Source organism: Bradyrhizobium sp. FW305-F6 (genome assembly GCF_058782905.1).
Genome location: NZ_JBYSYD010000002.1, coordinates 1829784 through 1855692, shown reverse-complemented (window position 1 = coordinate 1855692; position 25909 = coordinate 1829784). Strand labels below are relative to the sequence as shown.

Sequence of the window (25909 nt, the reverse complement as noted above, 5' to 3'; positions counted from 1 at the left end):
CTTTCCAAGAGGGCTAGCATGCGCTATCGGCAAGGGCCAGTCCGAAGCGTTCCGCCGCCGCCGATCCGACACGTGTTCCCATGAAGAAGCTTGCCACGTTCATCACGACTGCGCTGCTGCTCGCCACACCCGCTCATGCCATCGTCGGCGGCGGTACGCCGCAGGCCGATGGTGTCGCGCGCGCCGTCGTCACCATCGTCGGCTCGCGCGGCAATTCTTGCACGGGCACCCTGATCGCGCCGAAGATCGTACTGACCGGCGCGCACTGCGTGCCTGCGGGCGCGGACTACAAGATCGTCGATCGCAGCGGAGGCGAGCCTCAACTACTGAACGTTCGCGCCATCGCGATCCATCCGGGCTACAAAGCGCAGGTACATCGCGCCGGTGCGGACGTGGCGCTGTTGCAGCTGGAAATTCCACTTAAGGGAAAATCGACGGTGCCGGTCGGCACGCCGCAAATTCCGATCCGGGTCGGTAGCCGCTTCGTCATCGCCGGTACTGGGGTCACCATACGCGGTGATGGCAGGAGCGGCGGGGCCACACGCGTCGCGGGCCTCGTCGTCACGGGCCAGCCCGGCACGCTTCAGATCCGCCTGGTCGATCCCGTAACCAACGGTGTTCGCGACGGAATTGGAGCTTGTACCGGCGATTCCGGTGGCCCCGTGTTCGAGGACAAGCCGAACGGAGCCGTGCTTGTCGGGGTCATCAGCTGGGCGACGGGACCGAACGCCGGCGACGGCTGCGGCGGGTTGACCGGTGTGACGCCCCTGACGCTCTATCGCGACTGGATCTTGCAGACCGCGCGGAGCTGGGGTGCGGCGCTGTGATTTGGACCGCGGCTTGATCTATGTCATTTTGAAGCGGAAGCGCGGCGGGTGATCATGCCAGTCGCGGAGGAAACGCGCCGTCCGGTCAAGGGCGGCCACAAAAACAAGCAAGGCATAGAAGCAACAATGAATGTCGCTGTTCGCAGTCACGCTACGGCCAAACAGGCTTCTGAACATTTCGACGTGCTGATCGTCGGCGCCGGCATCTCCGGCATCGGCAGCGCCTATCACATCCAGAAGCAGCTTCCGGGCACGAGCTACGTCATCCTGGAGACGCAGGAAACGTTCGGCGGCACCTGGAGCACACATCGCTATCCCGGCATTCGCTCCGACAGCGACCTCCACACCTTCGGCTACAGCTTCAAGCCGTGGGTCGGCCCGCCGATTGCGACCGCTGAGGAAATCCTCTCCTATATGAAAGAGGTGATCGACGATAACGATATCGCGCGCCACATCCGCTACAAGCACAAGATCAATTCCGCCAGCTGGTCGAGCGAGCAGAATCTCTGGACCATCGAGGCGGTGACGACTGACACCGGCGAGCCCAGGACCTTCACCGCCAATTTCCTCTGGATGTGCCAGGGCTATTATCGCCACTCGGAAGGCTATATGCCGGAGTGGAAGGGCATGGACCGCTTCAAGGGCCGCATCGTCCATCCCCAGACCTGGCCCGATGATATCGATCTTGCGAACAAGAAGGTCGTCGTGATCGGCTCGGGCGCAACGGCGGCAACGCTGGTGCCGAACATCGCGGACCGATGCGCGCATGTCACCATGCTGCAGCGCTCGCCGACCTACTTTCGGCTCGGCCGTAACGCCATCGAGATCGCCGAAGAATTGCGCCGGCTTCAGGTCGACGAAACATGGATCCATGAGATCGTGCGGCGAAAGATACTATTTGAGCAGGATGCGTTCACGAAGCTCTGCGTGTCCAAGCCCGAGCAGGTCAAGAAGGAGCTGATCGGCCAGATCAGCGCCATCCTCGGCCCGGACTACGACGTCGAGACCCATTTCACGCCAAAATACCGGCCATGGCGGCAGCGCATCGCCTTCGTGCCGGATGCCGACCTGTTCAAGGGCATCGCCAGCGGCAAGGCCTCGGTCGTGACCGACGAGATCGAATGCTTCGTCGAGAACGGAATCCAGCTCAAATCGGGCAAGGTGCTCGAGGCCGACATCATCGTCACTGCGACCGGCTTCAACCTCGCCGCGCTCGGCGACATCGCCTTCGAAATCGACGGCAAGCCGCTGGCTTTCGGCGACACCGTCACCTACCGCGGCATGATGTTCACGGGCGTGCCCAACATGGTCTGGGTGTTCGGCTATTTCCGCGCCAGCTGGACGCTGCGGGTCGATCTCGTCGCCGATTTCGTCTGCCGGCTGCTCGGGCACATGAAGGCGAAAGGTGCCAGGAAGGTCGAGGTCAAGCTGCGCCCCGAAGACCACAACATGCCGATCCTGCCCTGGATCGATCCGGAGAACTTCAACCCCGGCTACATGATGCGCAACATGGATCTGCTGCCCAAGCGCGGCGACAAGCCGGAGTGGCAGCACAGCCAGGACTACTGGACCGAAAAGGACGAGATCCCGAAGACGGATCTCGACGACAGGGCGTTTGTGTATAGTTGAAGATGTCGATGTAACGGGTGGCGACGTTCACCCCACACCCCGCTGTCGTCCCGGGGCGCGAAGCTAGCCCGGGACCCATAGCCACAGGGAGTGGTTATGGAGCGGGCTGGCCGCTCCGAGCCTTCGCCCAACATCTCCCTGTGGGTATGGGTCCCGGATCGGCGCGCGCTTGAGGCGCGCTTGTCCGGGACGACACCATTCGTTAGGCGAAGGGGCGTACCAACTCACCCGCAGAGCCGCTCACGAATTCCGCCTGGTCGCATTCGCCGCGATCGCCGCGGCGGCCGTCCGGTTCTCCACGCCGAGCTTGGCGTAGATCTGCTCCAGATGCTTGTCGACCGTGCGCGGGCTGAGGCCCAGAATTTGCGCGATGTCGCGGTTGGTCTTGCCCTTGCTGAGCCATGCCAGAACCTCGCCCTCTCGGGTGGTGAGGCCGAGCTCGCTGCTGAATTCAGGCGGCAGCGCAGTGCCGGATTCCCTGGAGAGCCGTAGCAGGAACTCGTTCGGCGCGGTCTCGCCCATGTAGTAGAGCCGCAGTTGTGGATTGTCGGGCAGAGAGACTGCTTGTGACTTCGCGCTGCCCTTGGCCTTGGCCTGCTCCAGCCATTGCAGCAGCGCTGGCGGCAGGACGAAGTCCTCGGCCTGCGCACCGTGATGGTCGGATAGCAGCTTCTGCGCTTGCGGCGTCGCCCAAAGCACGTTGCCGTGGCGATTGACCGCGAACAGGAAGCGGCCGGAGACATCGAGCGCGGTGCGCGCGCTCTGGGTCAGCCGGGCATTGCCGAGATGGACGCGGATGCGCGCCAGCATCTCCTCGATCACGATCGGCTTGGTCACGTAGTCGACGCCGCCGGCCTCCAATCCGCGCACGATGTGCTCGGTTTCGGCAAGGCCCGTCATGAAGATCACGGGGACATTGGCGAGACCGGCATCGCGCTTGAGCCGGCGGCAGGTCTCGAAGCCGTCGATGCCCGGCATCACGGCATCGAGCAGCACGATGTCGGGCGTGATCTGGTCGACGATGCGCATCGCGGCGGCGCCGTCGAGCGCCACCATCACCGTCATGCCGGCGCCGTCGAGCGCGTCGGTGAGCAGCCGCAATGTTTCCGGGGAATCGTCGACGACGAGCGCGACGTCGCGCTTCTTCGCTTCAATGCTCATAAGCATGCAACGTCTTCAATGTGGCCATGTACTGGTCGAGATCGAAGCGATCGACCAGCGACCGCATCTGCGCGACGAAGTCGGCGTGTTCAGGGTGCTCGCTACCGATCTCGTCCAGCTTCAGCTGGATGCCCTTGAAGTAACCGATCTGGCCCAGTCCGATCAGCGCCTCGATGTGCCGCTGCGGCGGCCTCGACCCGGTCTCGGGACGCCAGAGTGGCACGGCCACTTCGCCTGAGCCGTATTGCCACTCGAGCTTGAGCAACTGGCGGATCGTCTCCAGCAGCCGCGGGATGTCGATCGGCTTCATCAGGTATCCGTCGTGGAAGGGCTGCGCCAGCGGCGCGCCGTGGGCCTCGAGTGCGCTTGCCGACACCATCAGGATGCGCGCCTGATGGTGGCCGTTCGCGCGCAAGGCCTCCGCGACGGCCCAGCCGTCCATGGCCGGCATCGAGATGTCGAGCAGGAACAGATCGGGCCGGCAATGCTGCGCCAGCGCAAGGCAGCCCGCGCCGTCTGGCGCGCTGAGCAGGATGAAGCCGAGTGGCGTCAGCACCTCGCGCAGGAGATCGCGATGCACGGGATCATCGTCGGTGACGAGGATGGTCTTGCGCGCACCGTGATAGCCGGAGACCGGCGCCTCCACCGGCGCGATGCGCTGTGGATTGATGACTTCCGAGAGCAGGATCTTGACCTTGAAGGTCGAGCCGGTGCCGACCGTGCTCGTGACCTTGATGTCGCCGCCCATGACGCCCGCGAGCAGGCGGCTGATGGTGAGCCCGAGGCCGGTGCCGGTCTGCGGCTGCGAGACGCCGAGCGCCCCCCGCTCGAACGGCGCGAAGATGCGCTCGAGATCATCGGCCCGGATACCCGGGCCGGTGTCGATCACCTCGAACTCCGCGACCGGGCTGCGGTAGTGCACCACGAACTGCACGCTGCCGGACTGGGTGAACTTGATCGCGTTGGAGAGCAAATTGATCAGCACCTGGCGCAGCCGCTTCTCGTCGGCATAGACCACGCGCGGCAGGTGTGACGGCCGCCGGAACACGAAGTCGATACCCTTCGCAGCGGCCTGCAGGCGGAACATCCCGACGAGCTGGTCGAGGAATTCGCTCAAGCGCACCTCGTCGCGCGACAGATACAGCCGCCCCGCCTCGATCTTGGAGATGTCCAGGATGCCGTCGATCAGGCCGGAGAGGTGGTCGGCGCTGCGGCGGACGACGCGGACCTGGTCCCGCGGCTTGGTGCTGAGCGTCGCATCCTGCTCCAGCAACTGGGCATAGCCGCTGATCGCGTTCAGCGGCGAGCGCAGCTCGTGGCTCAGGCCGACGACATAGCGGCTCTTGGCGAGGTTGGCGGATTCGGCGACCTCCTTGGCACGCTGCAGCTCGGCATCGGTGCGCTTGTGGGCGTCGATCTCCTGGATCAGCAGCGTGGTTTGCCGCCGCGTCTCGGCCTCGGCGGCGCGACGGCTCTGCTGCGCCAGCACGAACAGCCACGCGACCACGCCGATGATGATGCTGAGCGAGAAGAACACCTTCCAGAGCACGTCGGAAACGATCGCGTTGTCGCCATGCACGCTCGCCGACGTCTGCAGATAGATCAGGCCCAGCACCAGCGCGACGAGGCCGGCGGAGACCACGAACACGCCGATATAGTGGCCGAGCTGCGAGTTGATGCGGGCGTAGATCGGCTGTGGCATCAGTCTGCCCAGCGTCTCCGACACCTGCGCCTGGATTCGTGCGTGCGGCTTGCAGAGATCGTGACAGCGCGCATCCAGCGAACAGCACAAGGAGCAGATCGGACCGGCGTAAGCGGGGCAGGAGGCCATGTCCTCAGGCTCGAACGAATGCTCGCAGATGCAGCACTGGATCGCTTCGAGGTTCTGCCAGCTCCGCTTCGGCTTGCGCGCGATGTAGTACTTGCCGTCCGTGGCCCAGGCAATCAACGGCGCGGCGAGGAACGCCACTGCGAGTGCGATGAAGGCCGACAGCGCCTTCGCGGTAGGTCCGAACAGGCCGTAGAAGGCGCTGATGGAGACGATGGTTGCGATCGTCATGGCGCCGACGCCGACCGGATTGACGTCGTAGAGATGTGCGCGCTTGAACTCGATCTGCTGCGGCCGCAATCCAAGCGGCTTGTTGACGACGAGATCGGCCACCAGCGCGCCGACCCACGCGATCGCGACGTTGGAATAAAGCGCGAGCGTCTGCTCCAGCGCCTTGTAGACGCCGATCTCCATCAGCAGTAGCGCCACGATGACGTTGAAGACCAGCCACACCACGCGCCCTGGATGGCTGTGGGTCAGGCGCGAGAAGAAGTTCGACCAGGCGATCGAGCCGGCATAGGCGTTGGTGACGTTGATCTTCACCTGCGACAGGATGACGAAGGTGCCGGTCAGCGCCAGCGCGAGCTCGGGCTGCGACAGCACATAGCGGAACGCTTCGAGATACATATGCGCCGGCTCTGCGGCCTCCTCGGGAGGCACGCCGTGGCTGAGCGCGAAGAAGGCGAGAAACGAGCCTGCCAGGAGCTTCAGCGCGCCGAGCACGATCCAGCCCGGTCCTGCGCTCATCATCGCCACCCACCAGGAGATCCTGGAGGCGCGACGGTCGCGCGGCAGGAATCGCAGGAAGTCGACCTGTTCGCCGATCTGCGCGACCAGCGAGAACACCACCGAGGCTGCGACGCCGAACAGCAACAGGTCGAAATGCCCGGTGAGATCGCCGTGCTCGCCCGAAAACTTGCGCCATTCCGTGAATGAGTTCGGGTTGTGCCAGGCGATCGCGGCAAACGGAATGATGTGAAGGATCACCCACAGGGGCTGCGTCCACAACTGGAACCGGCTGATCAGCGTGATGCCGTAGGCCACCAGCGGGATGATGACGACGGCGCTGATGAGATAGCCGATCGGACGCGGGATCCCGAAGCACATCTCGAGCGCGGACGCCATGATCACGGCTTCGATCGCGAAGAAGATGAAGGTGAAGGAGGCGTAGATCAGCGAGGTCACCGTCGAGCCGATGTAGCCGAAGCCGGCGCCCCGCGTGAGCAGGTCGATGTCGATGCCACATCTAGCGGCATAATAGGCGATCGGCACCCCACAGCAGAAGATGATGAGGGAGACCACGAGGATCGCGGCAGTCGCGTTGGTGACCCCATAGTTCAGCGTAATGGTGCCGCCGATCGCCTCCATTGCCAGGAACGAGATCGCGCCCAGCGCGGTGTTGGCGACCCGGGCGGCCGACCAGCGCCGCGCGCTCTTCGCGGTGAAGCGCAGCGCATAGTCTTCCAGCGTCTGGTTGGCGACCCATTGGTTGTACTGGCGCCTGACGCGGTCTATTCGCTGCCGCCCTGCCACGCTTTACCCCACTTCCGATACCGGCCCGGAGCCCTCGCAATTTCCGTACCAAAAGCCTACGTCGGCATTTTGCGGTGCAGTATACGCGATCTCACGTATGCTTCGGCCCCCAAATCCGAGCCATCCTCACGGCACCAATCGCGTGTTCTCGAACAAAAAGTGGGGGTGCTCATGTCGGACGAAGCAAACAAGGGCGTATTGTCGCCGCTTCGGCGCAAATTATTGCTGGGGATGGCCGCCGTGCCGGCCATGACGATGCTGCCGCGGGGATCATTTGCGCAGGCCCCGGCGACCTCGGCGGTCAACACCACGGGTCTCGCCGTCACCGACACCGAAGTGACGGTCGGCATCCTGCATTCGGCGACCGGCACCATGGCCATCTCCGAGACCGGCTCGATCCAGGCCGAAAAGCTAGCGATCGAGCAGATCAACGCGGCGGGCGGCGTGCTCGGCCGCAAGATCAAGTTCATCCAGGAGGACGGCGCATCCGACTGGCCGACCTTCGCCGAGAAGGCCAAGAAGCTCCTCGTCAACGACAAGGTTGCGGCGATCATGGGCTGCTGGACCTCGGCCTCCCGCAAGGCGGTGCTGCCGGTCGTCGAGCAGTACAACGGCATGCTCTACTACCCGACCTTCTACGAAGGCCTCGAGCAATCCAAGAACGTGATCTACACCGGCCAGGAAGCGACCCAGCAGATTCTGGCGGGCCTGAACTGGATCGCCAAGGAGAAGGGTGCCAAGTCCTTCTTCTTCATCGGCTCTGACTACATCTGGCCGCGCACCTCGAACAAGATCGCGCGCAAGCACGTCGAGAACGTGCTCAAGGGTAAGGTCGTCGGCGAGGAATACTATGCGCTGGGCTCGACCCAGTTCAACTCGGTGATCAACAAGATCAAGCTGACCAAGCCGGACGTGATCTTCACCGACGTCGTCGGCGGCTCAAACGTCGCGTTCTACAAGCAGCTCAAGGCTGCCGGCATCGATCTTTCCAAGCAGGCGCTGCTGACGATCTCGGTGACCGAGGACGAGATCGACGGCATCGGCGGCGAGAACATCGCGGGCGCCTATGCCTGCATGAAGTACTTCCAGTCGCTCGACAACGCCAACAACAAGGCTTTCGTCTCGGCCTTCAAGAAGATGTGGGGCGAGAAGACCGTGATCGGAGACGTCACCCAGGCTGCCTATCTCGGCCCGTGGCTGTGGAAGTTGACGGTCGAGAAGGCCGGCTCCTTCGACGTCGACAAGATTGCCGCGGCTTCTAAGGACGTCGAGTTCAAGGGCGCGCCGGAAGGCTATGTGCGCATCCACGAGAACCATCACCTTTGGTCGAAGACCCGGGTGGGCCGCGCCAAGCTCGATGGCCAGTTCGAGCTGATCTACGAGACGGCCGATCTCGTCGAGCCGGATCCGTTCCCCAAGGGCTACCAGTAAGAAGCGTTACCCGTAAGAGACGCGGCGCCCGCCGCACTTTCTCCAAGGCAAACCGCTCCCTGGCGTGGATCGCAAGTCCATGCCTCAAGACCCCGCGTCGCGACTCTGCATCGCGACGCGGGACCCTTATTCCTGACGGAGGACATCGATGTTTGGCGACTACTCGCTTGGTGATCTCGGCTCCATCTTCGTCATGCAGGGGTTTGCCGGACTGATCCTGTTCTCCGTCTACGTTCTGATGGCGCTCGGTCTCGCGATCATCTTCGGCCAGATGGGCGTCATCAACATGGCCCATGGCGAGTTCATGATCCTCGGGGCCTACGTCACTTGGATGACTTCGAATCTCTTCCAGGCCTATTTGCCGAGCCTGTTCAGCGGCTACTTCTTCCTCGCGATGATCCTCGCCTTTCTCGCCGCCGGCGCGCTGGGAATGCTGGTGGAGTGGGTGCTGATACGGCACCTCTACAAGCGCCCGCTGGACACCTTGCTCGCCACTTGGGGCCTCAGCCTGATGCTGCAGCAAGCCTATCGCTCCGTATTCGGCGCGCGCGAGGTCGGCGTCGAGCTGCCGCAATGGATGCTCGGTTCGCTGCAGGTCACCGACAGCATCGAGGTGCCGATCAACGGCATCTTCGTGATGTGCCTCACCCTCTTGATCACCGTTTCGGTCGCCTATGTGCTCTACTTGTCGCGCTGGGGCCGCCAGGTGCGCGCAGTCGTGCAGAACCGCATCATGGCCGGCGCAGTCGGCATCAACACCGAGAAGGTCGATCGCTACACCTTCGGACTGGGCTGCGGCATCGCCGGTGTCGCCGGCAGCGCCTTCACGATGATCGGTTCGACCGGTCCGACCTCTGGTCAGCTCTACATCGTCGATACATTCCTGGTCGTCGTGTTCGGCGGTGCCGCCAGCCTGCTCGGCACCATCGCCTCCGCCTTCTCGATCTCGCAGACGCAATCGACCCTCGAATTCTTCATGTCCGGCTCGATGGCCAAGGTGCTCACGCTGCTCGCGGTCGTCGGCATCCTGATGCTGCGGCCGCAGGGTCTCTTCGCCCTCAAGGTCCGCAAATAACGAGAAGCAGGCAAGTCATGATCATCAACTCACGCTTCTTCAATCGATCCGAACTGATGGGCTTCATTGCCCTTGCCGCGGTGCTGTTCGTGATACTGCCGCTGACGCTCGACGTGTTCCGCCTCAATCTGGTCGCGAAATATCTGACCTACGCCTTTGTCGCGCTCGGACTCGTGCTGTGCTGGGGTTATGGCGGCATCCTGAGCCTGGGGCAGGGCGTATTCTTCGGCCTCGGCGGTTACTGCATGGCGATGTTCCTGAAGCTCGAGGCCTCGAGCGTCGAGAACACCAAGATCCAGTCGACGCCTGGTATCCCGGACTTCATGGACTGGAATCAGATCACGGCGCTGCCGCTGTTCTGGCAGCCGTTTCACAGCCTCACCTTCACCATCCTCGCCATCATCCTCGTCCCCGGCCTGTTCGCGCTGATCATCGGCACCGCGATGTTCAAGCGCCGCGTCGGCGGCACTTATTTTGCGATCATCACCCAGGCGGTCGCGGCGATCCTGACGATCCTGATCGTCGGGCAGCAGGGCTATACCGGCGGCATCAACGGCATGACCGACCTGCGCACGCTCAAGGGCTGGGACATCCGCCCCGACCACGCCAAGGTGATCCTCTATTTTGTCGAAGTGGTGCTGCTGTTCGCCTGCATCGGCATCGCGCAGTTCATCCGCCTGACCAAGCTCGGCCGCATCCTGGTCGCGATGCGCGAGCAGGAGGACCGCGTCCGCTTCTCCGGCTACAGCGTCGCCAACTTCAAGATCTTCGCCTTCTGCATGGCGGCGGTGTTCGCTGCGATCGGCGGCGCCATGTTCGCGCTCAATGTCGGTTTCATGTCGCCGTCCTTCGTCGGCATCGTGCCGTCGATCGAGATGGTGATCTACACCGCGGTCGGCGGACGGATGTCGATCTTCGGCGCGATCTGGGGCGCCATCCTGGTCAACTTCGCCAAGACCAGCCTCTCGGAATCGTTTCCGCAACTCTGGCTGTTCGGCCTCGGTGCCCTCTTCATCGCGGTCGTGCTTGCCTTCCCGAACGGGCTGTCCGGACTCTGGGCCGACTACGTGCAGCCGCGCATCGACCGGCTGTTTGCACGCAAGCCGAAGTCGGGCTGGAACGGCAATTCGGTCGCCGACGGCGCGCCGGCAGAGTGAGGAGGTAGATCATGCTCGTCGGTCATCAGCCCAAGGACTTCCTGCTCGCGGTCTCCGGACTGACCGTGTCGTTCGACGGGTTCAAGGCGGTCAACGATCTCTCTTTCTACGTCGAGGAGAACGAGATCCGCGTCATCATCGGCCCCAACGGCGCCGGCAAGACTACGGTGCTCGATCTGATCTGCGGCAAGACCAAGGCGACCTCGGGCTCGATCCAGTTTCGTGGCAAGGAGCTCACGAAGATGAGAGAGAACGAGATCGTGCAGACCGGCGTCGGCCGCAAGTTCCAGACGCCGTCGGTGTTCGAGGACCTCACCGTGTTCGAGAACCTCGAAATCTCGTTCCCGCGTGGCCGCACCGTGTTCGGTTCGTTGACGTTTCAGCGAGACCAGCTGGTGAAGGACCGGGTCGAGGAGGTCGCGGAAATGATCTTCCTCAATGACAAGCTCAACACCTATGCGGACGAGCTCAGCCATGGCCAGAAGCAGTGGCTGGAGATCGGCATGTTGCTGATCCAGGATCCGGACCTGCTGATGCTGGACGAGCCCGTCGCCGGCATGAGCGTATCCGAGCGTGCCAAGACCGCCGAACTGCTCAACCGCATCATCAAGAACCGTTCGGTGCTGGTGATCGAGCACGACATGAAATTCGTCGAGGACATCGCACACAAGGTCACTGTGCTGCACCAGGGCCAGATCCTGTCCGAGGGCACCATGGAGAAGGTGAAGAACGATCCCAAGGTCGTTGAAGTCTATCTGGGGCACTGACGATGGTGAGTAAGGGGCAAGCACGCGCGGCGATCTCCGTCCACCTCTCCCATAGGGAGAGGTCGAATGGCTCCTTGCGATGCGAAGCATCGTCAAGCGCCATTCGGGTGAGGGGCTTCGCTTCCTCCAGAAAACTGTGCCCCCTCACCCGCGCCTTCGGCGCGACCTCTCCCCGGCGGGGAGAGGTGAAGAGACACCGAGCCTAGGAGCCAAAGATGCTGGCAATTTCCGATCTTCACGTCGCCTACGGCCAGAGCGAGGTGCTGCACGGGCTCAACGTCAAGGTCGCGCCGAGCGAGATCGTGGCGATCATGGGCCGCAACGGCATGGGCAAAACCACGCTGATGAAGTCGCTGATGGGCATCCTGCCTGCGAAAAGCGGCTCGGTGAGCATGGACGGCGCCGAGCTCGGCAATCTCAAGAGCTTCGAGCGCGTCGCCAAGGGCCTCGCCTATGTGCCGCAGGGCCGCATGATCTTCTCCACCATGACCGTGAAGGAGAACATCGAGACCGGGCTCGTCGTGTCCGGTGGGTCCGAGGTGCCTGACGACATCTACGAATTGTTTCCGGTGCTGCTGGAGATGAAGGGCCGCCGCGGCGGCAATCTTTCCGGCGGGCAACAACAACAATTGGCGATCGCGCGTGCGCTGGCGACCAAGCCGAAGGTGCTGCTGCTGGACGAGCCGACCGAAGGCATCCAGCCCTCGATCATCAAGGAGATGGCGCGCACGTTGAAGCGCATCCGCGACGAGAAGGGCCTCTCGATCGTCGTCTCCGAACAGGTGCTGAGCTTCGCGCTCGACATCGCCGATCGCGTTCTGGTGATCGAGAACGGAGAGATCGTGCGTGACGATCCGCGCGACGCCGTCGATGCCGCACAGGTCTCGAAATATCTGTCCGTCTAACCAACCGTAGTCAAAGGGGAGCCTCTCGATGCCAGAGACACTGATCAAGGTCGATCTCACCAAGTCGGCCTATGAAAACGACATGGTGCATAATCGCTGGCACCCCGACATTCCGATCGTGGCCTGGGTCAATCCCGGCGACGACTTCATCATCGAGACCTATGACTGGACCGGCGGCTTCATCAAGAACAACGATTCCGCCGACGACGTGCGCGATATTGATTTGTCCATCGTGCACTTCCTTTCGGGTCCGATCGGGGTCAAGGGCGCCGAGCCAGGCGACCTCCTCGTCGTCGACCTGCTCGACGTCGGCCCGCTGAAGGAGAGCCTGTGGGGTTTCAACGGCTTCTTCTCCAAACAGAACGGCGGCGGCTTCCTCACCGACCATTTCCCGCTGGCGCAGAAATCGATCTGGGACATCAAGGGCCTCTACACCTCGTCGCGTCACGTGCCCGGCGTGAACTTCGCTGGTCTCATTCATCCCGGCCTGATCGGCTGCCTGCCCGATCCCAAGATGCTGGAGACTTGGAACAAGCGCGAGGCCGAGCTGATCTCGACCAATCCGACCCGCGTTCCCGGCCTTGCCAATCCGCCGTTCGCGCCGACTGCCCATGGCGGCCGCGCCAAGGGTGACGTCAAGGCCAAGATCGGCGCCGAAGGCGCGCGCACCGTGCCGCCGCGCGAGCATGGCGGCAATTGCGACATCAAGGATCTCTCGCGCGGCTCGAAGATCTACTTCCCGGTCTATGTGCCCGGCGCCGGTCTGTCGATGGGCGATCTTCACTTCAGCCAGGGCGACGGCGAAATCACCTTCTGCGGCGCCATCGAGATGGCCGGCTGGCTGCACCTGAAGGTCGAGGTGATCAAGGACGGCATGTCGAAGTATGGGATCAAGAACCCGATCTTCAAGCCGTCGCCGATCACGCCGAACTACAAGGACTATCTGATCTTCGAGGGCATCTCGGTCGACGAGGCCGGCAAGCAGCACTATCTCGACGTCCACATCGCCTATCGCCAGGCCTGCCTGAATGCGATCGAGTATCTGAAGAAGTTCGGCTATTCCGGCGCCCAGGCCTATTCGATTCTCGGCACCGCACCGTGCCAGGGCCACATCTCCGGCGTGGTCGACGTGCCCAACGCCTGCGCCACGCTGTGGCTACCGACGGAGATATTCGACTTCGACGTGATGCCGTCGGCGGCAGGGCCCATCAAACACATCACCGGCGACATCCAGATGCCGATATCGCCGGACAAGTGACGCTTGCGCTCCCTCTCCCCGTTCTTACGGGGAGAGGGTTTGGGGTGAGGAGCTGTCTCCACGCGAATGGTGATAGCGAGTTGTGAACGAGCAAGAACGTAGGTGACGCGATGCCGGTCTACGAATATCTCTGTGACGATTGCGGTCCCTTCAAGGACCTGCGCCCGATGGCGGAATGTGACGATCCGCAAAGCTGCCCGCATTGCGAGACCATGGCGCCCCGCGTCATCCTGACCGCACCGAATTTCTTCTGCATGCCCGCCGACAAGCGCAAGGCGCATGCCGTCAACGAGCGTAGCACGCACGCGCCGCAGACCCTCGCACAGTACAAGGCCTCGCACGGCCCCGGTTGCGGCTGCTGCTCGTCGGGCAAGACCGTCAAGAGCAAGGGATCGAGCGACCGAAAGAAGCCGGCCCGTCTGATGACCAAGACCGGGAGCGGCGCCAAGGGCTTTCCGACGGCGCGGCCCTGGATGATCAGTCACTAACCTTCGCGGTCGCCTGACGGCGGCGATCCGGACCAGCAAGTCAGTACAGGAGCGATCGACATGCTTCACGGCGACATTTCCAGCAGCAACGACACGGTCGGCGTCGCGGTGGTCAATTACAAGATGCCGCGTCTGCATACCAAGGCCGAGGTGCTTGATAACGCCCGCAAGATCGCCGACATGATCGTCGGCATGAAGCTCGGCCTGCCCGGCATGGATCTCGTGATCTTCCCGGAGTATTCGACGCAAGGCATCATGTACGACTCCAAGGAGATGTATGAGACCGCCTCCATGGTGCCGGGCGAAGAGACCGCGATCTTCGCGGAGGCCTGCCGCAAGGCCAAGGTGTGGGGCGTGTTTTCCCTCACCGGCGAGCGCCACGAGGAGCATCCGCACAAGGCGCCCTACAACACGTTGATCCTGATGAACGACAAGGGCGAGATCGTGCAGAAATATCGCAAGATCATGCCGTGGGTGCCGATCGAGGGCTGGTATCCCGGCAATTGCACCTATGTCTCCGACGGACCGAAGGGCCTGAAGGTCAGCCTGATCATCTGCGATGACGGCAACTATCCGGAGATCTGGCGCGACTGCGCCATGAAGGGCGCGGAGTTGATCGTGCGCTGCCAGGGCTACATGTATCCGGCCAAGGAGCAGCAGGTCATGATCTCCAAGGCCATGGCCTGGGCGAACAACGTCTACGTTGCCGTCGCCAATGCCGCCGGCTTCGATGGCGTCTATTCCTATTTCGGACACTCCGCCATCATCGGCTTCGACGGCCGCACGCTCGGCGAGTGCGGCGAGGAGGATTACGGCATTCAGTATGCGCAGCTGTCGAAGCATCTGATCCGCGACGCCCGCCGCAACGGCCAGTCGCAGAACCATCTCTACAAGCTGGTTCACCGCGGCTATACCGGCATGATCAATTCCGGCGACAGCCCGCGCGGCGTCGCGGCCTGTCCTTACGATTTCTACAAGAACTGGATCAAAGATCCCGAGGGTACGCGCGATATGGTGGAAGCGATGACGCGCTCGACGCCGGGGACCGACGAGTGCCCGATCGACGGCATCCCGAACGGCGCGGCAGCCAGTAACTATTGATCTGCTCGCGGCTCCGCGTTCTCCTCTGGAGGGGCGGGGCAATCGCATATGGAGCGATCTCGCCTGCGGCCATCCTTCGAGACGCCCGCCGTTGGCGGGCCCTCAGGATGAGGATCGAGGTTGCTGCGCCAGGTTCAACGGGCTCTGATGCTACTTAGCCTCATCTTAAGGAGACCGCGAAGCGGTCGTCTCGAAGGACGAGGCGCGCGTTCAGCTCGGGCAGCGGGATATATGCGATAGCCCTGCCCTCCAGGGGAGGGCAAGAAAGAGTGCTATCGCTTCTTCTCTTCGGGCCTGCGCGGAGGCCGCGGCGGCACGGGCGTTCCCGCCATCCTATTGGCGGTTTCGCTGACGTCGAGCAGGGAACGGCGGATGTCCTCGATATAGCTGGCCGATTTCTTCTTCATGACGCCGGCAAGCTCGTGCAGTCCCTGGATCTTCTCGAACAGCTCGTCGGCCTTGCCGTCGACGAAACCCGGCACCACGCCTTCGATCTTCGCGACCGCCTTGTCGAATCCCGCAAAGGCGCTGTCGACCTTGGCCATGACCGAATCGATCTCCGCGCCCTTGCTTCTGAGGTCAGCGGTATAGGTCTCGAACGTGTGCAGGCCGTCCTTGATCGCGGGGGCGTTGGTCACGATGGCGCGGTCGACGCTGTGCAGGGTTTCGACGATGGTTTCGGCGTCGCTGAGATCGGCCGTCAGCACGGGGATGCCGTCCGCATCCAGCGGCACCGGCGGCGCGGATGGGGCGCCGCCGATCAGCGAGATCGCAGCGACACCGGTGAGGCCCTGGAACTCGATGCCTGCCACGGTGTCCTTGCGGATCGGCGCGGTGTTGTCGAGCAACACCAGCGCCACGATCCTGCGGGGACTGTCCAGCTTGATCGACAGGATCTGGCCGGCCGGGACGCCGTCGAAATTGACCGGCCCACCACGGCGCAGGCCGCTGGCGGAGCCGCCTTCGAACACCACTCGCAGCTGGCTGCGGCTCTGGATGCTGCGCCATTTCTGCACGCCGAGCACGCTGCCGAATGCCACGGCGATCGCCGCCAGCATTGCCGTTCCGATTACAAGGTTGCTCGCGCGTGCCATGAGGCTGAGTTTAGAGCCAAAGCGGGAAGGTTGGAAGAAGGCCGCGATAGTACGTAGGGTGGGTTAGCGTAGCGTAACCCACCAACGCCTCGCGCGCCGTTGCACCGAATCGGTGGATTACGCTGCGCTGATCCACCCTACGGCACGACGCGGCATCAGCGTCCCCCGGCCCGCCTGGCGGCAGCATTGTTCAACACGATCAGGGCATCGACGGCCACCCCCGTCCTGGTGTTGATCAGGAACGGGTTGATGTCGATCGAGGCGATGCGATCGCCTGCATCCGCGATAAGGTTGGACAATCCGACCAGCGCCTTGACCGCCGAGGCCTCGTGCAGGGCGGGCCTGCCGCGATAGCCGCGCATCTTGATGCCGGCCTTGGTGCGGCCGATCAGGAGCCGTGCTTCGGCTTCGTCCAGCGGCGCGCCGGCGAGCGCGACGTCCTTCATCAACTCGATGTCGATGCCGCCGGTGCCGAACAGCACGACGGGACCCATCTCGGCATCGAGCGAGGCGCCGATCACCAGCTCGAGCTCGGCCTTGACCTGCTGCGCGATCAGGATGCCGTCGAGCTTTGGTTTGCCCTTGAGCTTCGCCACCCGCGCGGTGATGTCGGTGAACGCCTTCTTCACCTCGGCTGCGCTGTTGAGGTTCAGCACCACGCCGCCGATGTCGGACTTGTGCAGGATTTCCGCGCTGACGAGTTTTGCCACGACCGGAAATCCGATCTGCTTGGCAATCTTCACGGCGTCCGCCGCAGTCTGCGCGATCGCCTCCTTCGAGATCGGGATCCCGTAGGCCTTGAGCAGCTTCTTCGAGGCGACCTCGTCGAGCGCCGCGCCGGTCGCCGATGTCAACGTCTTCTCCAGCACGGCGCGCGCGGCGGGCTTCGAGCTTGAGACGATATCGGGCACCTCCTTGCGCAGCTTGGCGTAGTCGAGCAGCGACTTGATGGCGGTCACCGCACGGTCCAGGCCCTGCATGACGGCGAGATGCGGCAACGACTTCCGCAAATCCTTGGTGTATTCGGTGAAGCCGATCGACATCGCGCTGATATAGATCACCGGCTTGCCCGCCTTGCTCGCCATCTCGTCGACGATGCGTAAATTGCGCTCGCGCAGCTCATGCGGCGCCTTCGGCAGCTCGGCATCGACGATGACGATGTCGATATCGGGATCGTCGATCATCAGCTTGATCGATTTCATGTAGACAGAGGGATCGACCACCGCGGCAAAGCCGGCATCGAGCGGATTGCCGACGATCGAGCCGGGGCCGAGCATCTTCGCCAGCTCCGCGCTGACATGCGGGCTCAGCGGCGCGAAATCCAGGCCTTCGGCATAGAACGCGTCGATCAGCATGCCGCGCTTGCCGCCGGAGAGCGTTACGGCGGCGAGCCGATCGCCTTTTGGAACGGCCGCGTGCACGAAGCACTCGGTGGTCTCTATCAGCTCGTCGAGGCCGCCGACCCGAATCACCCCTTCGCGCGTCGCGATCGCGTCGAATGTCTCGATCGAGCCGGCGAGCGCGCCGGTATGCGCCATCGCCGCGGCGCGGCCGCCTTCGGAGGCGCCCAGCTTGAGCGCGATCACGGGCTTGCTCGCCGCGCGCGCCGCCTTGCAGGCGTCACGGAAGGCCTTGGTGTTGCGCACGCCTTCGAGGTAGACGACGATCACCTTGATGCTCGGATCCTCCGCGAAATAGCGCATCAGATCTGGCGTCTCGAGGCCGGCCTCGTTGCCGGTGGTCACCATGTAGCCGACGCCCACACCCCGGTCTTCCAGCGCCTGGCGGATCGCCATGACGATGGCGCCGGATTGCCCGGCGATCGCCACGGCGCCCTGTTCCATGGTGACGATGCGATCGTCGATATTGGTGAAGAGCTTTTCGCCGGCGCTCAAATTGCCGAGGCAGTTCGGGCCCGTGACGGCGAGCCCCGTCTCGCGCACGGCCGCCTGCAATTCGGCAGCGAGCTTCTGGCTTTCGTCATCCTGCAGCTCGCTGAAGCCGGAGGTGACGATGGTGGCCGAACGCGCGCCGGCCGCGGCAGCGTCGCGGATCACCTGTACGGCGAAGCGCGCAGGCACCAGCACGAGCACATGATCGGGCTTCTCCGGAAGACTCGCAAAGTCCTTGTAGCAGGGAACGCCCCAGACGGTATCGCGCTTGGCGTTGATCGGATAGAGCCCGCCTTCGAACCCGTACTTGACCAGATTGTTCCAGATACGCTCGGCATAATTGCCGGGCTTGTCGGTCGCGCCCACCAGCACGATATTTTGCGGGTGCAGCATCGCATGGATGCCCTTGACGACACCGGCCGCGTCAGGCGGTGGAGACCATCGGCACTGCGAAACCGACCCGGCAGGCACCTGAGCTTCCATTTCCGACCTCACCTGTTGTTGTTCTTGGCGGTGCGTCGCTCTGTTCTATGGCGAGTTCTCTGGAGTGGCAACCATGCGGTATGCCGTGCAATGGAATGAGAAGCGTTGCGGTCGAGCGTTGCGGATCGTATTCATCGACTTCGATCATTGGTTTCGATCAAGGTGGCGCGCAGGACGTAGCGCTCGGGGCCGGACACGACGGCGTCGAACGGCCAACAGGTCGTGAGCACGAGCTCGGCCTCCCGTGTTGCGGGGTCGATGCCCGACGCATCATAACGAACGACGGCCGAGGAATCCGCGCGAAAGCGAAAATGCTTGCCGTCATTGCGCGTGACATCGATGACCTCGCCGAGGGACACATTCCGCAGGAAGCGGAAATGCGTGTCGCGATGCGCTGCGTAGACGGCAACGCCGCGCTCGCCTGCAGCCACGGTTCCGCTGATATGGCCCGGCCCGAACGCAAGCGCCTGGCCGCTGGTGCCCTCCAGCACGATCGCGCTGGCACCGATCCGCTTGACCTCGATCCGCGCGACCGGCCAGGTGTCGGCCCACGACCAGGGCTTCACCGCCATGCCGGTCGCCACGCTCCGGTCGAACGCCCGCTCCAGCAGCACCTGCGCCAGCCAGGCCTTGGCATGGATATAAGCGCCGTCACCGAACAGGATGAGCCCGATCAGCGTCAGTACCAGGGGAGAGATGAGGCGGGGCATTGTGTATCTCTTGTTTCGTCGTTCCGGGGCTCGCGCAGCGAGAACCCGGAACCTCGAGATTCCGGGTTCGGCTCTGCGAGCCGCCCCGGAATGACGATGAAAAATGGCGCGCGCGGCCGTTTTGAAGGGACGGGCAGCCGCGCGCGCTAACAGAGGAGTTCGGGGGCTCCTCTCTCAAGCGGCGTCGGTGAGCAAGGGCCGACGCCGGTTGAACACGAACAGGATCAAGGCGAGCACGATGAGGATGAAACCAGCGATCATCTTCAACTCGGCCGAGGTCGCGGTCTTGGGCAGGCGGATCGCGTCGGGCGCAGCAGGCGTCGGCCGTCGCGTTGCCGGCTGATTGCGCGCGTCGGCATGGCGTTCCCGTAGTTGTGCCGGCGTCGGATGCGGTCGCTCGCCGAACACCTTCTCGAAGTCCCAGCCCGCGGGCAAATTGACCGGCAGCTCGCTGAGCATGAGCGGTGCGCCCTCCGGACGGCTCGGCGTCTTGTCGACGGCGACGAGGCTGGTCAGCCGCGTGACGATCTGATGGTCGAGCGCCAGCGCCAGGATCGTCTTGTCGGAATCTTCGGGTGTGATCTCACGCAGGGTGCGCGCCACCTCCGCATCGGCGATCTTGCGCCTGGCCCAGAGCTTCGACAGGCCCCTGCCTTCGGCGGCGTTTTGCAGCGGCAGCGTCACCGTCCACGGATGGTCGCCGACGCGGCCCTTGATCTCGAGCGAGCCTGCGAGCTTGTCGAGCCTGGCCGCCAGCACCAGCGGCTCGTCGCGGTAGACGTCGGGGATGATCGCCGGCGTGACGTCGGCCTTGGCCTCCGAGAATCGTGCGGTGAGGCCGGTCACCGCCGGATTTTCCAGCTTGGCGAACAGGCCGCGCATGCGCTCCTCCACCTGCTCGGCGGAGCCGATATGGGTGAAGGCGCCGCGGCCGAGCTCTGCGGCGCGGGTCATCAGATAAGTGTTGGGCGCCGATCCGATGCCGACCATGAAGACGCGCGAGCGCCCGCGCATCGTCGTGATCGCATCGAACAATTGCTGCTCGTTGCCGATCGCGCCGTCGGTCAGGAACACGACCTGGCGGACCATGCCGGCCTCGCCGAGCTTGTCGGTGAGAGCGGCGCGCATCGCCGGCACCATCTCGGTGCCTCCGCGCGCCTGCAACGCGCCGACGAACGAGGTCGCCTCTGCGACACGCGCGGCATCCGCCGTCACCGAGGCCGGAAACAGCACGTCCATGGTGTCGTCGAAGCGGATCACGTTGAAGCGGTCATGCGGCTGCAGGCGGCCGAGGGCATAGAGCAGGCTCGCTTTGGCCTGGACGATGGAGGTGCCGCCCATCGAGCCGGAATTGTCGATCACGAAAACCACCTCGCGCGGCAGCGGCGTCTGCGCAGCCTGCTCTGCGCTCGGTGGGGTGACGAAGGCGAGCAGGTATTCGGCATCGCCGACGCGCTCGCGGAACAGCCCGACCGAGGGCGCTTTTTCCGCAGCCGGCTTCCAGGTCAGCTCGAAGTCACGGTCGGCCGGCACGGTGCCGTCCGCGAGCGTGACCACGCGCGTCGTGTTGTCCGGGCTCTCTATCTTCACGTTGTGATGGTGGCTCTTGACTTCACCGAGCGCGAAGCCGGCCTTGAGGCGTACCGTGATGCTGGTCGGGTTGACCGGCGCATTCCTGGCGGGATCCAGCACAGGCGGCGAAATGCGGTCACGATCCGGCACCGGGTCTGACGTCGCCGCGCCCCAACCCGAGCCATCCTTGCGGAAGTCGACACTCTGGACGATCGGCGCGGGATTGTAGCGCGGGCCGACCACGAGCGGCAGGCGCAACGAATATTCGTTGCCGACTTGATGCACCGGCTCCTGGTACTCGATCTGTACCAGCACGGTTTCGCCGGGACCGATATTGGCGACCGAGTTGGTGAAGATGTTCGGCCGTTCCTGCTCGGTGAGCGCGGCCTTCCGGCCGGCGCGCCGCGCTTCCTCGTAGATCACGCGCGCCTGCTGCCGCTCCTTGATGTCGCCGACGATGATGCGATCGCCGACCACCATCTTCAGCGTGTCGACGGCGCCGCCGGCCGCGAGCGGGTAGACATAGGTTGCCTCGACCCAATGCTTGGTCGGATTGCGGAATGCCTGTGTGACGCGGGCGCGCAAGGTCGGGCCAGACACTGTGATGTCGATGTCGGTCCCAAGGCGGATCGCCTCTAGGGTGGCGCCGTCTTCCTTGAGCAACAGGCTGCCCGATCGCGCCTCGCCCGGTTGGAGCAGGCTGGCCCGTTCGGTCGTTGCCGACCAGCTCGTCCCGAAGCTCACCAGCAGAGCGAGGAAAGCGATCAGCATCACCGCGACGCCTTGGGCGAGGAGAAACAATCCGACCTTGATCAGCCGGCTCAAGAGTGGGTGATCGTCGCTTTCGGCGGTGTCGAAGGTGTCCATTTGGCCTGCTCCCGAAACATGTTTGCTGGCCTTCAGCATCCGCCGGGAGGGACTGATGTCGCGAGCAGAATGATCGGTAATGTTCCGCCGCGGCCGGCCCCCGGCAGGCCGCCGCCGGGTGGCCATGTGCGGTTTTGTGCTGGTTTGTCCGCCCTGCTAGGATGGCCCCCCAGGGCAGGGCCGACGATGCAGATGCAGGATAAGATCACCGACAAGCAGCTTTCGGACGAGCAGAGCCGGGAGATCGCCGAGACCATTCGCGAGGAGCTCGCCCGGCGCCGGATCTCCCGGCAGGCGCTGGCCGAGCAGGCCAAGCTCAGCCTGTCGACGCTGGAGAAGGTGCTCGGCGGCCGGCGGCCGTTCACGCTGGCGACGACAGTCCGGCTGGAGCAGGCGCTCGGTGTCTCCTTGCGCAGAAGCGTTGTCGTGGCGACGCCACCGGCCGCAAACGACGTCGCGCCCGACAGTCTGGGCTCCTATGCCCATCGCGCGGTGACCTGGCTCGAGGACGTCTACATCACCCTGCGACCGTCGTTCGGCGACAAGGATGCGATCTTCGCCTATCGCACCGAGATCGCGTGGGAGCCGAAGGTCTCCTCGCTGGTTTTTCGGGAGGGCGATCGGACCGATGCCGCTTACGAGCATACCGGCGAGGTGGCTGTTCCCCATCAGTCCGGCTTCATCTACCTCGTGATCATCAAGCACGGCCAGCATCGCGTGATCACGGTGTCGCGGCCGACGGTATCAGGCGAGATGTACGGCATCATCTCGACGCTCCGCGCCGGGCCCGGCTCGCAGCTCACGCCGATCGCCGCGCCGATCGCCTATGTGCCGATCAGGAATGTTGCGAACCCGTCTTTGGGACGGGTCGCCGTCGGCGATGCCAACTATGAGCTGTACCGGAAGCACCTGCGCCGCACGGTGGAAGAGCCGTTCGCGCTGTTCTTGCCGGCATAACCTCGCTCGATCTCGTTCACTTGAAAAGATAGCGGCCTTTTTTGGCCGCTATCTGTCGCGAGCGTATCCGACCGGTCCGGACTAGCCCCCGGTCTCGGCGCTGATGATGTCGCCGAACAGCTCCCACTGGCCCGCCTTGAAGCGGATCATCTTGAGCTGCTCGATCGGTGCGAAGTCGTTGGGGCCGGTGTTGATCTTGATGCCGGGGATCAGCGTATCGGGCGCGAAGTCCTTCAGGCTCGCGGCCTGCTTCATCACGTTCTCGCGCGTGAGGTTATCCCCGCACTGCTTCAAGGTCTGGACCAGGGTCTGCGCGGCGGCATAGCCATAGACGACGTTGGTGTCCGAGACGTTGGCGCCGGGCATGTACTTGTCGATGAACGCCATGAACTTCTTCATGCCTTCGTCGTCCTTCCATTGCGGGTCGGACGCGTCCTTCAGATAGCTTGCCGACAGCACGCCTTCCGACGCATCGAAGCCGGCGGGCTTCATCACCGCGCCGATCGAGATCGACACGTCGGTCATCAGATGCATCGGCTTCCATTCGAGCTCGGCGATCTTCTTGATCGCCTGTGCCGCGAATTTCGGCGTCGAGATGTTGACGAAGACGTTCGCGCCGGTGCCCTTCAGCTTGACGATATGGGAATCGATCGACGGCTCGCTGGTCTCGTAGCTTTCTTCCGCAACGATGAGTGAAGAGGCCTTGTCGCCGAAATCTCCTTGATGCCGGCGACGTAGTCCTTGCCGAAATCGTCGTTGGCATAAAAGATCGCGACCTTCGCGTCGGGCTTCGCCTGCAGGATGTACTTGGCGAAAATCCGCGCTTCGACCCGGTAGCTCGGCTGGAAGCCCATGGTCCAGGGGAAGCCCTTGGGGTCGTTCCACTTGCTGGCGCCGGTCGCCAGGAAAAGCTGCGGGACCTTCTTGGCGTTGTGATATTTCTGCACGGCGGTCTGTGTGGGCGTGCCCAGCGCGTTGAAGACCAGGAACACCTCGTCGCTCTCGATCAGCTTGCGGACCTGCTCGACCGTTTTCGGCGGCGAATAGCCGTCATCATAGGAGATCCAGTTGATCTTGCGGCCGTTGATGCCGCCCTGGTCGTTGATCATCTTGAAATAGGCTTCCTCGGTCTTGCCGATGATGCCGTAGGCGGAAGCGGGACCGGAATAGGCCTCGACATTGCCGATCCTGATCTCGGTGTCGCTGGCACCGGTATCGTATTTCTTCTGTGCGAAGGCGCCCTGAACCGAGATCAAGGTCAGGGCCGTCGCCGCGGCAAGCAGAGCGAGTTTCTTGTTCTTCATGGAAATTCCTTGGCGTTTCTTGTGGGTTGGGCAGGCACGTCAAAAGGAAAAGCGCCCCGGAGGGCGCTTCGATCAGGCTGTAGCCACCTTCTTGTCGATCTCGGAGGCGACAGAAAACTCCTTGCGCAAGGTCGGCTTGTGGATCTTGCCGGTGGCGTTGCGCGGCAAGGCATCGACGAAGCGAATCTGGCGCGGGCATTTGAAGCGCGCCAGATTGGCCGCGCAATGGGCGACAACCTCGGTCTCCGTCAGTTTCTGGCCGGGCTTGACCGCGACGATGGCAAGGCCGACCTCGCCCCATTGTGCATCGGGGATGCCGATCACGGCAGCTTCGGCGACGGCACCGAGCTGATGCAGGACGTTCTCGACCTCGGCCGGGTAGACGTTCTCGCCGCCGGAGATGTACATGTCCTTCCAGCGGTCGACGATGTAGTAGAAGCCCTCCTCGTCGACGCGCGTGGCGTCGCCCGTATGAAGCCAGCCGTCGGTGAAGGAGGTCCTGTTCGCCTCAGGCCGGTTCCAGTAGCCGGGCGTGATGTTGGGGCCTCTGACCCAGAGCTCGCCGAGCTCGCCGACATCGGCGTCGCTGCCGTCGGGGCGCACGATGCGCACTTCCGTGTGTAGCACCGGTTTGCCGGCAGAGCCGGCCTTGCGCGCGGCATCCTCGCGGTCGAGCACCAGTACGGCGGGCGAAGTCTCGGTCATGCCGTAGCCCTGCTGTAGCGCGACACCGCGCGCCTCCCACACTTTCAGCAGCGGCACCGGCATCGGAGCGCCGCCGACACCGCCGACGATCAGCCGGCTGAGGTCTGTCGTCGCAAAGGCCGGGTGCTGCGCCATGAACTGGTAGATCGCCGGCACGCCGAAGAACACGTTGATGCCCTGCGCGGGGTCGTCGATCAGGCCGAGCGCGGTGCCGGGATCGAAGGCGCGCATGATCATCACGGTGCCGCCGGCGTGCAGCACCGGATTGGTGTAGCAATTCAGCCCGCCGGTGTGGAACAGCGGCAGCACGGTGAGGAGCACCGAGGCCGGCCCGATGCAGGCGGGGCCGCCGAGATTGACGCAGTTCCAGAACGTCATGCCATGGGTGATGGTCGCGCCCTTCGGGTGCCCCGTCGTGCCCGAGGTGTACATGACGGTGGAGACGTCATCGAGCGTGACGTCTTCGGCGCGGTCGAGCGGTTTCGCGTCGGCGATACCGGCTTCATAGGTGCCGCCGGGGCCGAGCAGCAGGCTGGTCGCAACGTTGCAGAGCTTTGCGACGGCGAGCGCCGTCTCGGCGAGGTCGGCATCGTGGATCATCACCTTCGGCGCGCAATCTGCAGTGATGAATTGGAGCTCGGGAACGGTGAGACGCGTGTTCAGCGGCACGAAGATGGCACCCAGCCGTCCGCAGGCGAACTGCACCTCCAGCGTATCGGTCGTGTTCAGAGCCAGCACGGCGACGCGGTCGCCCCGCGAGACCTTCAACGTGTGACGCAGGAACGAGGCGAGGCGCGAGACGCGGGCGTCGAGCTGCGAGTAGCTGAAGCGGCGCTCGCTCGCGAGGTCGATCACCGCAACCTTGTTCGGCGTGCGGCGGCCATGATGGGCAATCCAGTCGTAGTAGCGAACGGCCAAGAAGTCCTCCCTCGGCGGTCGGGGCCGCCCTCCACCTTGCCGCCCGTGCAGAATGCCCGGTATGGCGCCGGCGCCAGCCGGAGTTTGTGCAGTAACTTTTTTGATCCGGAGTTAGCCTGTGCGGGACGAAAATCGTCTTGCGTGGAGTTGCTAGGTCATGGGCTGCGGTGGAGCAGCTCACATGGCCAGCCACTCCGCGCAAGTGAATGGCAAATGTTCCAGCCATGGTGGGCGGGCGAATCCGCCA

18 protein-coding genes and 1 pseudogene are annotated in these 25909 nt (G+C 63.8%); 11 read left to right on the top strand and 8 right to left on the bottom strand.

Translation table 11 applies throughout. The annotated features are described in order from the left end of the window. The first annotated feature begins 80 nt into the window (after positions 1–80). Positions 81–827, top strand: coding sequence for a S1 family peptidase (locus tag AC3WLX_RS20080; protein WP_291618913.1), 747 nt, complete (start codon positions 81–83; stop codon positions 825–827). A 126-nt stretch (positions 828–953) separates the two neighbouring features. Next, positions 954–2456 (top strand): flavin-containing monooxygenase, encoded by a 1503-nt coding sequence (locus tag AC3WLX_RS20075; RefSeq protein ID WP_492337250.1) that lies wholly within the window; start codon positions 954–956, stop codon positions 2454–2456. Between the two features lie 240 nt (positions 2457–2696). Here AC3WLX_RS20075 and AC3WLX_RS20070 read toward each other — a convergent pair whose 3' ends face one another. Together AC3WLX_RS20070 and AC3WLX_RS20065 are read right to left on the bottom strand one after the other, a co-directional pair. Then, positions 2697–3623, bottom strand: coding sequence for a response regulator (locus AC3WLX_RS20070; protein ID WP_492337249.1), 927 nt, complete (start codon positions 3621–3623; stop codon positions 2697–2699). Then, the gene (locus tag AC3WLX_RS20065) at positions 3607–6978 is read right to left on the bottom strand and encodes a hybrid sensor histidine kinase/response regulator (protein ID WP_492337248.1); all 3372 of its coding nucleotides are present in this window, start codon (positions 6976–6978) and stop codon (positions 3607–3609) included. Before AC3WLX_RS20065 ends, AC3WLX_RS20070 begins: the two co-directional genes overlap by 17 nt. A 171-nt stretch (positions 6979–7149) precedes the next feature. On the opposite strand from AC3WLX_RS20065, the gene urtA reads away from it, so the two are divergent. From urtA to AC3WLX_RS20025, 8 genes are all read left to right on the top strand, one after another. Next, positions 7150–8409, top strand: coding sequence for an urea ABC transporter substrate-binding protein (gene urtA, locus AC3WLX_RS20060; RefSeq protein WP_492337247.1), 1260 nt, complete (start codon positions 7150–7152; stop codon positions 8407–8409). A gap of 148 nt (positions 8410–8557) precedes the next feature. Then, positions 8558–9484 carry an urea ABC transporter permease subunit UrtB gene (gene urtB, locus AC3WLX_RS20055; RefSeq protein ID WP_291630379.1) on the top strand — a complete coding sequence of 309 codons (927 nt, stop codon included), beginning with the start codon at positions 8558–8560 and terminating at the stop codon, positions 9482–9484. A gap of 17 nt (positions 9485–9501) precedes the next feature. Continuing rightward, positions 9502–10641 (top strand): urea ABC transporter permease subunit UrtC, encoded by a 1140-nt coding sequence (gene urtC, locus AC3WLX_RS20050; protein WP_291630381.1) that lies wholly within the window; start codon positions 9502–9504, stop codon positions 10639–10641. 11 nt (positions 10642–10652) lie between these two features. Continuing rightward, the gene (gene urtD, locus AC3WLX_RS20045; RefSeq protein ID WP_291630383.1) at positions 10653–11408 is read left to right on the top strand and encodes an urea ABC transporter ATP-binding protein UrtD; all 756 of its coding nucleotides are present in this window, start codon (positions 10653–10655) and stop codon (positions 11406–11408) included. A gap of 215 nt (positions 11409–11623) precedes the next feature. After that, positions 11624–12313: an urea ABC transporter ATP-binding subunit UrtE gene (gene urtE / locus AC3WLX_RS20040; protein WP_492337246.1), complete on the top strand. Its 690-nt coding sequence runs from the start codon at positions 11624–11626 to the stop codon at positions 12311–12313. Positions 12314–12341: 28 nt separating this feature from the next. Further along, positions 12342–13571 carry a formamidase gene (gene fmdA / locus AC3WLX_RS20035; RefSeq protein ID WP_157285379.1) on the top strand — a complete coding sequence of 410 codons (1230 nt, stop codon included), beginning with the start codon at positions 12342–12344 and terminating at the stop codon, positions 13569–13571. Between the two features lie 110 nt (positions 13572–13681). Next, complete coding sequence (locus AC3WLX_RS20030) at positions 13682–14059, top strand: FmdB family zinc ribbon protein (RefSeq protein ID WP_291624642.1); 378 nt, start codon at positions 13682–13684, stop codon at positions 14057–14059. 60 nt (positions 14060–14119) lie between these two features. Beyond that, positions 14120–15160, top strand: a complete 1041-nt coding sequence (locus AC3WLX_RS20025) for an aliphatic amidase (RefSeq protein WP_291624641.1) — start codon at positions 14120–14122, stop codon at positions 15158–15160. 272 nt (positions 15161–15432) lie between these two features. Here the strand turns inward: AC3WLX_RS20025 and AC3WLX_RS20020 are convergent, their stop codons facing one another. The 4 genes from AC3WLX_RS20020 to AC3WLX_RS20005 form a co-directional block, all read right to left on the bottom strand. Continuing rightward, on the bottom strand, positions 15433–16254 hold the full coding sequence (locus tag AC3WLX_RS20020) for an MlaD family protein (RefSeq protein WP_492337245.1): 822 nt from the start codon (positions 16252–16254) through the stop codon (positions 15433–15435). Between the two features lie 155 nt (positions 16255–16409). Then, a complete protein-coding gene (locus AC3WLX_RS20015; protein ID WP_492337244.1) occupies positions 16410–18629 on the bottom strand; it encodes an acetate--CoA ligase family protein in 2220 nt (739 codons plus the stop codon). Between the two features lie 131 nt (positions 18630–18760). Beyond that, on the bottom strand, positions 18761–19339 hold the full coding sequence (locus tag AC3WLX_RS20010; RefSeq protein ID WP_492337243.1) for a class GN sortase: 579 nt from the start codon (positions 19337–19339) through the stop codon (positions 18761–18763). Between the two features lie 174 nt (positions 19340–19513). Next, positions 19514–21778, bottom strand: coding sequence for a marine proteobacterial sortase target protein (locus AC3WLX_RS20005; RefSeq protein ID WP_492337242.1), 2265 nt, complete (start codon positions 21776–21778; stop codon positions 19514–19516). Positions 21779–21964: 186 nt separating this feature from the next. On the opposite strand from AC3WLX_RS20005, the gene AC3WLX_RS20000 reads away from it, so the two are divergent. After that, positions 21965–22735: a helix-turn-helix transcriptional regulator gene (locus AC3WLX_RS20000; protein ID WP_492337241.1), complete on the top strand. Its 771-nt coding sequence runs from the start codon at positions 21965–21967 to the stop codon at positions 22733–22735. Positions 22736–22816: 81 nt separating this feature from the next. Here the strand turns inward: AC3WLX_RS20000 and AC3WLX_RS19995 are convergent. Next, a pseudogene (locus AC3WLX_RS19995) lies at positions 22817–24039 on the bottom strand (ABC transporter substrate-binding protein). 72 nt (positions 24040–24111) lie between these two features. Beyond that, on the bottom strand, positions 24112–25662 hold the full coding sequence (locus AC3WLX_RS19990; RefSeq protein ID WP_492337240.1) for an acyl-CoA synthetase: 1551 nt from the start codon (positions 25660–25662) through the stop codon (positions 24112–24114). Positions 25663–25909: the final 247 nt, after the last annotated feature.

Coding starts and splice junctions, on each gene's coding strand:
- AC3WLX_RS20000 (WP_492337241.1), top strand. CDS start 21,965: ATGCAGATGCAGGATAAGATCACCGACAAGCAGCTTTCGGACGAGCAG.
- urtA (WP_492337247.1), top strand. CDS start 7,150: ATGTCGGACGAAGCAAACAAGGGCGTATTGTCGCCGCTTCGGCGCAAA.
- urtE (WP_492337246.1), top strand. CDS start 11,624: ATGCTGGCAATTTCCGATCTTCACGTCGCCTACGGCCAGAGCGAGGTG.
- fmdA (WP_157285379.1), top strand. CDS start 12,342: ATGCCAGAGACACTGATCAAGGTCGATCTCACCAAGTCGGCCTATGAA.
- AC3WLX_RS20015 (WP_492337244.1), bottom strand. CDS start 18,629: ATGGAAGCTCAGGTGCCTGCCGGGTCGGTTTCGCAGTGCCGATGGTCT.
- AC3WLX_RS20020 (WP_492337245.1), bottom strand. CDS start 16,254: ATGGCACGCGCGAGCAACCTTGTAATCGGAACGGCAATGCTGGCGGCG.
- urtC (WP_291630381.1), top strand. CDS start 9,502: ATGATCATCAACTCACGCTTCTTCAATCGATCCGAACTGATGGGCTTC.
- AC3WLX_RS20080 (WP_291618913.1), top strand. CDS start 81: ATGAAGAAGCTTGCCACGTTCATCACGACTGCGCTGCTGCTCGCCACA.
- AC3WLX_RS20010 (WP_492337243.1), bottom strand. CDS start 19,339: ATGCCCCGCCTCATCTCTCCCCTGGTACTGACGCTGATCGGGCTCATC.
- AC3WLX_RS20070 (WP_492337249.1), bottom strand. CDS start 3,623: ATGCTTATGAGCATTGAAGCGAAGAAGCGCGACGTCGCGCTCGTCGTC.
- AC3WLX_RS20005 (WP_492337242.1), bottom strand. CDS start 21,778: ATGGACACCTTCGACACCGCCGAAAGCGACGATCACCCACTCTTGAGC.
- AC3WLX_RS20030 (WP_291624642.1), top strand. CDS start 13,682: ATGCCGGTCTACGAATATCTCTGTGACGATTGCGGTCCCTTCAAGGAC.
- urtB (WP_291630379.1), top strand. CDS start 8,558: ATGTTTGGCGACTACTCGCTTGGTGATCTCGGCTCCATCTTCGTCATG.
- AC3WLX_RS20025 (WP_291624641.1), top strand. CDS start 14,120: ATGCTTCACGGCGACATTTCCAGCAGCAACGACACGGTCGGCGTCGCG.
- AC3WLX_RS20075 (WP_492337250.1), top strand. CDS start 954: ATGAATGTCGCTGTTCGCAGTCACGCTACGGCCAAACAGGCTTCTGAA.
- urtD (WP_291630383.1), top strand. CDS start 10,653: ATGCTCGTCGGTCATCAGCCCAAGGACTTCCTGCTCGCGGTCTCCGGA.